Below are 9,567 nucleotides of genomic sequence, written 5' to 3' on the forward strand. Positions count from 1 at the left end.
GAAAATAACTCTTATTCTTCGCTCTCCGAAGGCATGATGAATCTGGGACACGTATATTTTCCACCATCTCTATCTCTGCACCCCCTCCTCCTCGCTTGATTAGAGTCGAACGGCGTTTCGACTGATTCATTAACGGTAATTTTAACAGTCGAAGGAGTTGGCAGTGCTGTTGAGGCTTGACTTAGCTCCAGTACCGTTATAATTGCCAGTATGGTTGATGAAAACAAAACTGTGCGTTTCATTTATTTGTTTTTTCCTCGTTTAATCGTTGACGTGCCATCCCTATCCATATATCCTCATCGAATTCTTGAGAATCCGCATACTTTAGACAAATTTTCCACTGCGGTAGCGCTGCCTTAGTATTTTTCATTTTTTCTAGGACTTGCGCTTTTAAGCAGTAACTTGCTGGTCCTTCACTATCAAGTTTAATCGCTTCATCCAGATGTTGCAATGCCTCTGAATATCGACCCTGTTCCAGGCGAGCCCATCCCAAGTTTTTGAGTAAAGAATATTTTACTCGATCGTCCTCAGCTAATTTCAAACCCAGCCACAAGAAATGAACCGCAGCCGGATAGTTTTTTTGATCGACGATATATAATCGAGCCAGATTGCTGTAAGCAGCAGGCAGACCGAGTTTTGCAGCTTGCAAATATTTTCTTCGGGCGCATTCTAAATCTTGCACCTCTTCACACAACCATCCCAAATTGTAAAGAGCTGTTCGGCTTTTTGGATCTACAGCGAGCGCTAACTCATATGCTTGTTGAGTATCCGCCAATCGATTGGCTTTGTAGTTTTCAAACGCCATATTATTAAAAAAAGATGCCAGTTCCGGCAATCCAATTTTCCAGCCGCCCAAGCCTACTGCTAGCATCAGCAAGAATGCTCCCCACTTCGAGTTGTGATGCTTTTTTTCTGGCTCTTTCATGGCATTGAAAATGTTAGCTAATGGTGTCATTTTTAGCATTTTGTAACTTGAGAGTTGAGCGATATTTTGTTTGCCAGATTTAATTGCCACCCTAATGGCGTCATAATCTTACGAAATAACTCAGGTTTGAGCTTATTTCTCATAAGAGTTTGTCAGTCCACAGCCGAATGGTTGGGTAAAGCCCCACTACCCAGATGTATTCGAGCATAGGTTAATCATTCATGGGACTCCACAAGCCATCCGGATATTTTCAGAAAAAAAGAACCGGGAAGCCTGAACCCGGAAGAAGGCACGACTGTTGACGATAGATAAGTAATAATACTTAGTTTGGATGCGAGGAGCGCCAATATGCGACTGTATGAGGAGATAAGATGGCTCGCCTGAGTTTTAGGCGATAATAAAAATAAAACTTCTTGTGGTACGGGCCCGAAAGCCTGGGTGAGGGAGACGCTCACACTACCGTTTCCAGCACAACCGCAGGAGAGCCGATAGGATGGACTCCGGTGAAATAACTTTAATTAAGTTTGTAGTGACGATAGAAGCCCTCAAAATCCTAAAGGGGAGATATTGAGAAATATTATGATGAGTAATTAACCGAACGCGAGCTAAAATAATCAGTCACTAGGGACAATCACTAATCACTAATTACTAATTACTCCTGACTAATAAACATCTTCCGAAATTCAATTTCAACCTTTGAGTAGCAAAGGTTTCAGTTTCTTTTCCGGAGATGTCTAATGACTAATGACTAATGACTAATGACTAATGACTAATGACTAATGACTAATGACTAATGACTAATGACTAATATTGCTTCATCGCTCTTTCCATATCCCGCTTGTCTTCGCGTTTCTTCAAATCTTCACGCTTGTCGTACAGTTTCTTCCCTTTACCCAAACCGATATCCAGTTTTACCCAGCCGCCTTTCAAATACATTTTTAACGGCACTAAAGTCAACCCTTTTTCTTCCACTTTGCCGATTAATTTGCGAATTTCCTGTTTGTGCATCAGCAATTTACGTGTGCGGCGGGGTTCGTGATTAAAATAGTTGCTAGCACTTCTCCAAGGCGAAATGTGAACGTTGATCAGCCACAGTTCGCCGTTCCGAACTAATCCATATCCGTCCCGCAAATTTGCTTTTCCTTCCCGAATAGATTTGACTTCGGTTCCCTTCAATTCGATGCCCACTTGGTATGTCTCTATAATTTCATAGAGATGGCGCGCTTGTCGGTTATCGCTAACAATTTTGTATCCTGGGCTTTTTTCGCTCATTTTTACCTCCGCTAAAATTAATTATAACGCTAGCTTCTCTGTAGAGAAAATCGAAGCTTGACAAAACTTAAATAATCGGTCTAGACATTACCAATTTGGCTGAGCTAAGATGTCACCAACGTGAATGTCAAGCGGTATCATGCAGCGCACCAATATCACTGATTCTGCAATTCCAGATTCTGTTACTCCTCATCCTGCGGTTAATTTGGTTTGGCTGGCTCCTTTTTTGCTGGCGCTTGCTTGGTTTTGGGCCAATATCTCGGCTGTTAAGTGGCTGTTATCCTCGTTTGTTGAGATACCCACACTGTACAAGATAGTAATTGGCTTTCTGATTGTAGCATTAGGAGTGCGATCGATTGGGAACTCCGTTAGCGCAGCCCGCCCCTACGGGGGCTACGCCAACGAAGAGGATCGCCCACCCGGATTTTCCCCCAATTTCGTTTTAAGACGAGATCCGCTGCTATTGATGTTGGGTTCGGGTATTTGCTCGATCGCCCTTCAGTACATAATTGATATCAAACAAGTTACTGTCCTGCTATTTATCCTCGGAACTTACGGGCTGTGCGGCTTATTCGTCGAGCAGAAATTTTGGCAAAAAAACTTGCCAGTTGCGGGCTTGCTGGCTTGTATTTTACCATTCAACAGTCAGTTTAATAGCGGCTTAGGTTTGCCGGCGCGAGTGCTGACTGCTCAGGTAGTAGAACAGTTGCTCTCAATGCTGCACGTTGGCGCTATTTCTTCTTACGATATTATCGTTTTGGAAAACGGCATCGCTCACGTTGACGTGCCTTGTAGCGGCATTAAAACCCTCTTAGTCGGAACGCTATTTTTGCTAGCTGCTACCTGGCTGGAAGGGCGTAAATTAAGCTTGAGATGGCTAGCCGTCGCCGCTGCTAATCTCTTAATGTTAGTGTCTGCTAACACTGCGCGGGTGGCTGTTTTAGTCCTGGTTTCAGAAGTGTTTAATCAGCCAAACCTAGCACAAATCATGCACGTTCCTCTGGGAATTGTCGGTTTAGTCTGTGCTTGTTTTTTGACGTGGTTAATGCTGCAACGAGTACCGAAATTTCAACCAGAAAAAACCAGCGGTATTTCTGCCAAACCCAACTCAGAAATACTCCCAAATCACCCTTTAGCCAAACCAGGAATAATTGCAGTAGTCACAGTTTTGGCAGTCATGGCTCAACTGTCTCATGTAGAAACATCAAAAATGGCGATCGCACCTTTAAGATTGCCTGAATACATTAAATCAGAGTCGATTCCCCTGAATCCTAGCGAACAAAAATTCTTTGGCAACTATCCAGACACGCAAACAGAAAAAATCAGATTTGTCGCCGGCAACTTGCGCGGTTCCATGCTCACAGTAGCCAGCACATCCTGGCAAACTTATCACGCCCCCGAGTTGTGTTTTGTAGCCAGCGGAATTCCCGTCAATGGCATAGAAAAAAAACAACTAACTCCTTCAGTAACTGCGCGCTGGCTGTCTCTCAAAAACAACCAATTATCAGCAGCATACTGGCTGCAATCTGCACAGCTAACTACAGATAACTTCATGTCCCGTATCGGTAGCGACCTCACCCACAAAGATCACAATTGGGTGCTAGTTTCCATTTTATTTGACAGTTCGCTACCAGCAGAAAATAATGAAGTAAAAGAGTTTGCTAGTAATGTATACACTACCGTTAAACAAAGCTTACAAGGAGAAGTAAATGAAAATCAAACAGGTGTTTGATGGAATTTTTAAAACAATTTTTTGGATCTGGAATTTGACATTTTTATCGATTGTTTACTTGGGAATTTTGCCTCTTATAGGAGGGCCATTAATTAAGGCCACAATCGATGGCATCATCCCCCTAGAGTTTTCTTTGACGATGGCAGCTACGATCGCAGTACCCACTGTATGTACTGTAATAGGAGCTAGGCGTTTTGGCAAGCAACCCCTACAGCTAATGCGTTGGTTTTACGGCGTAGAAGCACCGCTATTTTTGCTGTGTTTGCTCCGCTTGTTCCTGCTGCGAGAACTCACTCCAGCTAGTTCTCAAATCATCGCTACTATTGCTTTGTGCATTGCAGCATTTTCAGTGGAAATTCTGTACGGATATCTGGGTAAAAGAGAAAATGTTCAAAATATTTTCGATTCCCAGAATTCCCATAAGAAACCGCCTCGTTTTTTCAGTTGGATCGGAGAAAAGCGAAGTGCGTGGCTGCAATTAGGATGTCACAGTTTAATGATAGTAGTTGGCGTTTGGGCGGCAACATTGCTGCTTTATTACGCTGTACCTGTGGCATTGTATACACTTTATGGATTCTTATTTTTCGTCATTCAATTTTTCAAGTTTACATGGGTTTCACCATTTCTGGAGATGTTTAAATACGGGGCGTGGGCCTCGGCTTTAATTTGGATACCGCTATCGTTTATATTGTTTGGTTTAACCTGTAGCTTGTTCGTGGTTATGCCTTCGCTGTACGGCTTTCTATACATTCATTCCGGCCGGAAAATATGGCAGAGTTTTGCTGCACAATACGGGAAAAATAAAGCGCTAATCGGAAGTTTGGGAGTGATAGCAGCTTGGCTGGCTATTTTCTCGGCTTTGCAGCAGCAACCGCAAGTTGCAGCACTGAAAATGTTGGCGACTCCCCCCGCAAATGACACGGTTCGCCAAACTTTATTAGCCAAGTCTGATATGATTCGATCGGGCTTAGTCAATGCTTATTTGTCCCCTTACCGCTACCTCAGCACTGTGGGAGAAAACAACCACATTTATGAGATGTACAAAAATATTTGGATTTTTCCTGACGAAGCGGCTCACACCTTGCAGAACAGCTATAATTTTTTAATGTCGCCGTTTTTGTATCAAGGCTCTAGTGCTGATGTGGAAAAAGCCGAAAAACTCTACGGCGAATTCTTCGATACGGAACTGCAAAAAGGCGACACAGAAGCAGTAAAACACGCGGTACAGTCAACATCAAATCGCGAAGAAGCAAAAGCCGGTTTGCTGAATGTCAGTGAGGAAAAAGTATGGTTGGAGTCGCAAGAAGTGACAGTCAAAGAAAACGGCGACTGGGCTGACGTTCAACTCTACGAAGTTTACAAAAATCAAACGCCGAACTTACAAGAAGTATTTTATTACTTTTCCCTGCCAGAAAGCGCCGCAGTTACAGGAGTTTGGCTGGGAGATACTGGGGATTTAAACAAACGTTTTGTATTTACGGTATCGCCTCGCGGTGCCGCACAGCAAGTTTACAACCAGCAGGTAGTAGAAAGAGTCGATCCGGCTTTGCTAGAACAAATTGGCCCCAAACAATACCGCTTGCGGGCTTTTCCAATTCCGGCTAAACGAGAATTCACCCCAACTAACGGGCCAACCGAAATGCACCTGTGGCTGACTTACAAAGTCATGCGCCAGCCGCAGGGTTGGGCGATGCCTGTTTTGGCTGAAAAACGCAACATTTTTTGGAACCAAAATACTCGCCGCACGATCGCCGGAAAAGAGGTAAAATACAGCGGGAAAGAAGCCAGAGAAACTTGGCTACCACCCTTTTTGCCCGCAGTCGCACAGCAACCGCTAACAGCGCAGCAGGCGATTCTACCGGGAGGAAATATCATTTCTGCTAAGCCACTGGCTGATGCAAATTACTCCCTACCGCAAGGCAAGAAATTTGCAGTTATTCTGGATACTTCCCGCAGCATGGCGGCGGAAAATAAGCAAGTAAAAGAGACTTTTGAATGGTTGAAAACTAATGCAGCAGCCAAAAATGCTGTTGATTTGTATGTCGCCAGCGCTGCGGGAATGCCACCTAAGTTTGTGGAAGATTTACGCAGTTTCGATGCCGCAAAAGTGACATTTTACGGTACAATCCAGCTCAAAGATATGCTGCAACAGTTTGCACAGTTGCGGGGCGATAAAAGTTACGATACTGTATTTGTGGTGAGCGATCGCCACAGTTACGAATTATCGGACGATCGCAAACTTAAACTTTCCATCTCTTCACCCCTATGGACAGTGCATTTGGGAGGTTTGCCCCCCGGCTACGACGACGCAACTTTAAAGGTGATTCAAGATAGCGGCGGTGGAGTTGCTACGGATATGAAAGAGGCGATGCAGCGAGTAGCAACAACAGCAGCTTCGGGCAAATCTACAGTTAGCGTTGTTGACGGCTATGCTTGGAGTTATGCCAAAACCCCGCAGTCGAAAAAAACCGCAAAATCGGCGGCAGTCGCAGAGTCAAAAAATGCCGGAAATGAAGGCTTTAAACCGATAGCTGCGCGCCAGTTGATAACTGCACTTAGCAAGCAGAAAAGTTCCAATCAACTGACGCAACTGGATGCGATGCACGCTGTAGCTAAAAATTTCAAAGTGGTGACGCCTTATTCTTCGATGATTGTGTTAGTTAATGACGCGCAAAGGGAGCAGCTAAAAGCAGCGGAAGCTAAGAGCGATCGATTTGACAGAGAGGTAGAATCCGGTAAGGAGGAGTTAACTAAGCCGAATAATCCTCTGAATGTTTCGGGGGTTCCTGAACCGGAAGAATGGCTGCTTTTGGCGGTAGGTGCGATCGGGCTTGTGGTGATTTTCCTCCGCCAGCGGCGCGCGAAAATGGTAGGTTGAAAGTAAATCCGGCTTGGCTACTCCCTCGATGGTTCGGCGGTTGAAACCGCTACTACAAAAACAAAGTCTGCCTCCGCAGACTAAGAGAGTGAGGGAGTATTTAAGCCAGACTTGATATCAAATATTAATCTACAGTCGTCTTTAGACGACTTTAGCTATGAGACAGGGGTTTAAACCCCTGTCGGACTTAACAAATAACGAATAACTAATCTATTTCTACAAAAACCCGATCGCCCTCAATCTTCACCGGATAAGATTCCAGGGAATCCCCTGGTGCATTCAAACATTTACCCGTATCTAATTTGTACTGATATTTGTGAAAGGGACAGGTAATGATGCCGTTATTTACCTTACCCATGTCGATCGGATATTCTAAATGAGTGCAAGCATTGCGGTAACAAGTGACATTCAGGCCTTGACGATTCAAAATCAGTGAATTTTCGTCAACTTTTACCTTCAACACACCCCCTTCAGGAACTTGATTTAGCGCTGTTATCTCTACCCACATATAATCTTCCTCGCTTTAAATAAATTATTGGAAACTAATGGGCGATTGTCCGAAAGGCATATTGAACAACGAGCGATCGCGGTCTAATTCTAACGCCAACACCTCTTAAAGTCTGAATAGACTGTACAAGCTGTTGGCGATAATTCACGCCCGCAAAGAATGTTATATCACCCCTACAGCCGCAGGTAACGCATGAGAAGGCTCATAACTTCACCGGGCTTTTGGGCAGGTTGCAGCGGGCTCCACTCGCTGACAGAGGCAAAACCCAAACAATAAAGGATGTGAATGATGCTCCTCACCGCTTTGGGAGAACCTATCAGCAGGATTTTGACGGGTTCTCGATCGGGTTGCGGAGGCTCTGCTACAGGTACTGTCGCTGTAGCAGTATCGGTTGCTGGGGGATTGGCAAGGAAGTTTTTCGGCATCAGCGTTTTGTGTTTTTGCGGTTGATGTTACCTATAGGCAACATAATCATTCTATCCTGAATGTTACCTATAGGCAACATTTACGAAACGATCGGCCTCTGAGACAATCTGAGGCATGGGAAAAGCAGGCAAAGCACTCAAGCAAGTGCTGGAAACTTATAACATCAGCCAAAATCGCTTGGCTGTGACAATGGGGGTAGGACGTTCCAACATTCACCGGTGGGTCAATGAAAGTAGAGATCCCGTAGCAGAGGCAGTGTTGGACATTCGGAAAGCACTATGGCAAATTAATCCCGATGCAGCAGGGGATTTTATTCGTTTGTATTTAGATGATTTGGAAGAAAAACTTGAAGAGTAATAATAATGTCCACAATCTTTACTTAGCTGCGAGCTTCTGAGAACATAGAAGCCATGAGTAAGGCAGGAAAAGCGCTGAAGCAGGTTTTAGAAACCTATGGCATCAGCCAAAATCAATTGGCAGCGACTATGGGCATTGGACGATCGAGCATTAACCGTTGGGTTAACGAGAATAGAGATCCGGCATCTGAAGCGGTTCTAGAGATTCGCAAGGGATTACAGCAAATTAATCCCGATGCAGCAGGGGATTTTATTCGTTTGTATTTAGATGATTTGGAGGAAAAACTTGAAGAGTAATAATATGGGCGATCGGGCGATCGCCCTTGAATGCAGCAAGGGCGATCGGTGCGACACTCTCCACACCTCAGAAATTAACCCTTTTCCTCGCCATCTCCCAGGTACAACCTGACGAATTCATCAGCCGCCTCCCGATTGAATGTCTGCAACGCTTGCTTAATCGCAAATACCGCCTCGGCAGATGGGTCTCGTTCTTCGCTCACCCAACGGCTAACGTTTGAGCGATCGATTTCCATCTTGGCCGCCAATTGATATTGACTGATATCGTATGCCTCTAATATTTTTTTGAGGGCTTTACCTGCTCTTCCCATGCTCCCGATTGTGTCAGAGAGTCACCCTCCTGTAAACGTTGCTGATTGTCACCAAGTGCGGTAAACTTTGTAGATTAAGTGCGATCGTTTTTTCCCTCTCAATTTAATTGTATGGCTCGTCAAATACCGGAGTTTGGCTGGGGCGATCGCCTAGCCCGCCGCCAACCAGCGTAAACTTACGCATATAGGGAGACCTGTACCCTAAAACAATATCCGACTTGGGTACTCCGACTTCAATTAACTCATTAGCAATTCCTACTTCAGTTCCATCTCGCTGAATCCAAATCTTGTCCTCTTTAATATCGATGTGAATAACGCAACCATAAACTCGTCTTTCTCCACGCCATCCCACATGAAACATCAAATAGCGATCGCGTTTGATGTCACAAGCAATTTCAGTTTCTATCTCCCCATCGTCCGAACCGCAGCTAGAGTGTTTTTCAATGATTGATTGAATTAGCTCTCTATACTTTTCTATTTCCATATAACGATCGCCTCTCTCGCAGGATTAAACACAATCAAGTTTAATTGCATCCGCGTCACTGACATTCGAGCTAAACGCCGAGTAAAAAACTCTTCATAAATATCTTCTGGAATTGCCAAATAAAGAAGTCTATCCGGTTCTGACTCTTCCAAAACCACTTTATAATTCCAGGCTTGACCTATAGCCTCGTGGTAAGGATTCAGGTCTAAAAGTGGGGAACAAGAGAAGGCATCAAAAAGTTACAAGAATGGGCAGATAGAGCATCCCGGAAAAAAGCCATTGGGCTCTCCTGAACTTATGATTATAAGTTTATCTAATCAGAAAAGCAAGCTAATACGCGATTCCTAAAATTATTAAAATTAGAAAAACCATACCCTT

Annotated in this window: 12 protein-coding genes; 4 read left to right on the forward strand and 8 right to left on the reverse strand. The window is 44.3% G+C overall.

What is annotated here, in order from left to right; all coding sequences use genetic code 11:
* Positions 1-11 precede the first annotated feature (11 nt).
* The 3 genes from QUB06_RS27375 to smpB form a co-directional block, all read right to left on the reverse strand.
* On the reverse strand, positions 12-242 hold the full coding sequence (locus tag QUB06_RS27375) for an Osc7112_2153 family protein (protein WP_333437956.1): 231 nt from the start codon (positions 240-242) through the stop codon (positions 12-14).
* Complete coding sequence (locus tag QUB06_RS27380) at positions 239-925, reverse strand: tetratricopeptide repeat protein (RefSeq protein ID WP_333437957.1); 687 nt, start codon at positions 923-925, stop codon at positions 239-241. Before QUB06_RS27380 ends, QUB06_RS27375 begins: the two co-directional genes overlap by 4 nt.
* 804 nt (positions 926-1,729) lie before the next feature.
* Positions 1,730-2,197 (reverse strand): SsrA-binding protein SmpB, encoded by a 468-nt coding sequence (gene smpB, locus QUB06_RS27385; RefSeq protein ID WP_190736615.1) that lies wholly within the window; start codon positions 2,195-2,197, stop codon positions 1,730-1,732.
* Between the two features lie 124 nt (positions 2,198-2,321).
* Between smpB and xrtO the strand changes: the two genes are divergently transcribed.
* Positions 2,322-3,929 carry an exosortase O gene (gene xrtO, locus QUB06_RS27390; RefSeq protein ID WP_333437958.1) on the forward strand — a complete coding sequence of 536 codons (1,608 nt, stop codon included), beginning with the start codon at positions 2,322-2,324 and terminating at the stop codon, positions 3,927-3,929.
* Complete coding sequence (locus QUB06_RS27395; RefSeq protein ID WP_333437959.1) at positions 3,907-6,807, forward strand: TIGR02921 family PEP-CTERM protein; 2,901 nt, start codon at positions 3,907-3,909, stop codon at positions 6,805-6,807. The genes xrtO and QUB06_RS27395 overlap by 23 nt, the downstream gene beginning before the upstream one ends.
* Positions 6,808-7,012: 205 nt before the next feature.
* On the opposite strand, the gene QUB06_RS27400 is transcribed toward QUB06_RS27395, so the two are convergent.
* The gene (locus QUB06_RS27400) at positions 7,013-7,315 is read right to left on the reverse strand and encodes a Rieske (2Fe-2S) protein (protein ID WP_333437960.1); all 303 of its coding nucleotides are present in this window, start codon (positions 7,313-7,315) and stop codon (positions 7,013-7,015) included.
* Positions 7,316-7,488: 173 nt separating this feature from the next.
* Entirely contained in the window at positions 7,489-7,740 is a 252-nt protein-coding gene (locus QUB06_RS27405; RefSeq protein ID WP_333437961.1) for a peptide ABC transporter substrate-binding protein, read from the reverse strand.
* 115 nt (positions 7,741-7,855) lie between these two features.
* Here QUB06_RS27405 and QUB06_RS27410 point away from each other — a divergent pair, with 115 nt between their 5' ends.
* Positions 7,856-8,098: a helix-turn-helix transcriptional regulator gene (locus QUB06_RS27410; protein WP_333437962.1), complete on the forward strand. Its 243-nt coding sequence runs from the start codon at positions 7,856-7,858 to the stop codon at positions 8,096-8,098.
* A gap of 53 nt (positions 8,099-8,151) precedes the next feature.
* The gene (locus QUB06_RS27415) at positions 8,152-8,394 is read left to right on the forward strand and encodes a helix-turn-helix domain-containing protein (RefSeq protein WP_015175929.1); all 243 of its coding nucleotides are present in this window, start codon (positions 8,152-8,154) and stop codon (positions 8,392-8,394) included.
* 74 nt (positions 8,395-8,468) lie between these two features.
* Here QUB06_RS27415 and QUB06_RS27420 read toward each other — a convergent pair whose 3' ends face one another.
* The 3 genes from QUB06_RS27420 to QUB06_RS27430 form a co-directional block, all read right to left on the reverse strand.
* Complete coding sequence (locus QUB06_RS27420; protein WP_333371290.1) at positions 8,469-8,705, reverse strand: helix-turn-helix transcriptional regulator; 237 nt, start codon at positions 8,703-8,705, stop codon at positions 8,469-8,471.
* Between the two features lie 103 nt (positions 8,706-8,808).
* On the reverse strand, positions 8,809-9,189 hold the full coding sequence (locus QUB06_RS27425) for a XisI protein (RefSeq protein ID WP_333150128.1): 381 nt from the start codon (positions 9,187-9,189) through the stop codon (positions 8,809-8,811).
* Positions 9,180-9,392 carry an element excision factor XisH family protein gene (locus QUB06_RS27430; protein WP_333437964.1) on the reverse strand — a complete coding sequence of 71 codons (213 nt, stop codon included), beginning with the start codon at positions 9,390-9,392 and terminating at the stop codon, positions 9,180-9,182. Before QUB06_RS27430 ends, QUB06_RS27425 begins: the two co-directional genes overlap by 10 nt.
* Between the last annotated feature and the right edge of the window lie 175 nt (positions 9,393-9,567).

The sequence above is a fragment of the Microcoleus sp. D2_18a_D3 genome (assembly GCF_036702455.1).
Taxonomy (GTDB): domain Bacteria; phylum Cyanobacteriota; class Cyanobacteriia; order Cyanobacteriales; family Microcoleaceae; genus Microcoleus.

Coding starts and splice junctions, on each gene's coding strand:
- QUB06_RS27425 (WP_333150128.1), bottom strand. CDS start 9,189: ATGGAAATAGAAAAGTATAGAGAGCTAATTCAATCAATCATTGAAAAA.
- QUB06_RS27405 (WP_333437961.1), bottom strand. CDS start 7,740: ATGCCGAAAAACTTCCTTGCCAATCCCCCAGCAACCGATACTGCTACA.
- smpB (WP_190736615.1), bottom strand. CDS start 2,197: ATGAGCGAAAAAAGCCCAGGATACAAAATTGTTAGCGATAACCGACAA.
- QUB06_RS27420 (WP_333371290.1), bottom strand. CDS start 8,705: ATGGGAAGAGCAGGTAAAGCCCTCAAAAAAATATTAGAGGCATACGAT.
- QUB06_RS27415 (WP_015175929.1), top strand. CDS start 8,152: ATGAGTAAGGCAGGAAAAGCGCTGAAGCAGGTTTTAGAAACCTATGGC.
- QUB06_RS27400 (WP_333437960.1), bottom strand. CDS start 7,315: ATGTGGGTAGAGATAACAGCGCTAAATCAAGTTCCTGAAGGGGGTGTG.
- QUB06_RS27410 (WP_333437962.1), top strand. CDS start 7,856: ATGGGAAAAGCAGGCAAAGCACTCAAGCAAGTGCTGGAAACTTATAAC.
- QUB06_RS27375 (WP_333437956.1), bottom strand. CDS start 242: ATGAAACGCACAGTTTTGTTTTCATCAACCATACTGGCAATTATAACG.
- xrtO (WP_333437958.1), top strand. CDS start 2,322: ATGTCAAGCGGTATCATGCAGCGCACCAATATCACTGATTCTGCAATT.
- QUB06_RS27395 (WP_333437959.1), top strand. CDS start 3,907: ATGAAAATCAAACAGGTGTTTGATGGAATTTTTAAAACAATTTTTTGG.
- QUB06_RS27380 (WP_333437957.1), bottom strand. CDS start 925: ATGAAAGAGCCAGAAAAAAAGCATCACAACTCGAAGTGGGGAGCATTC.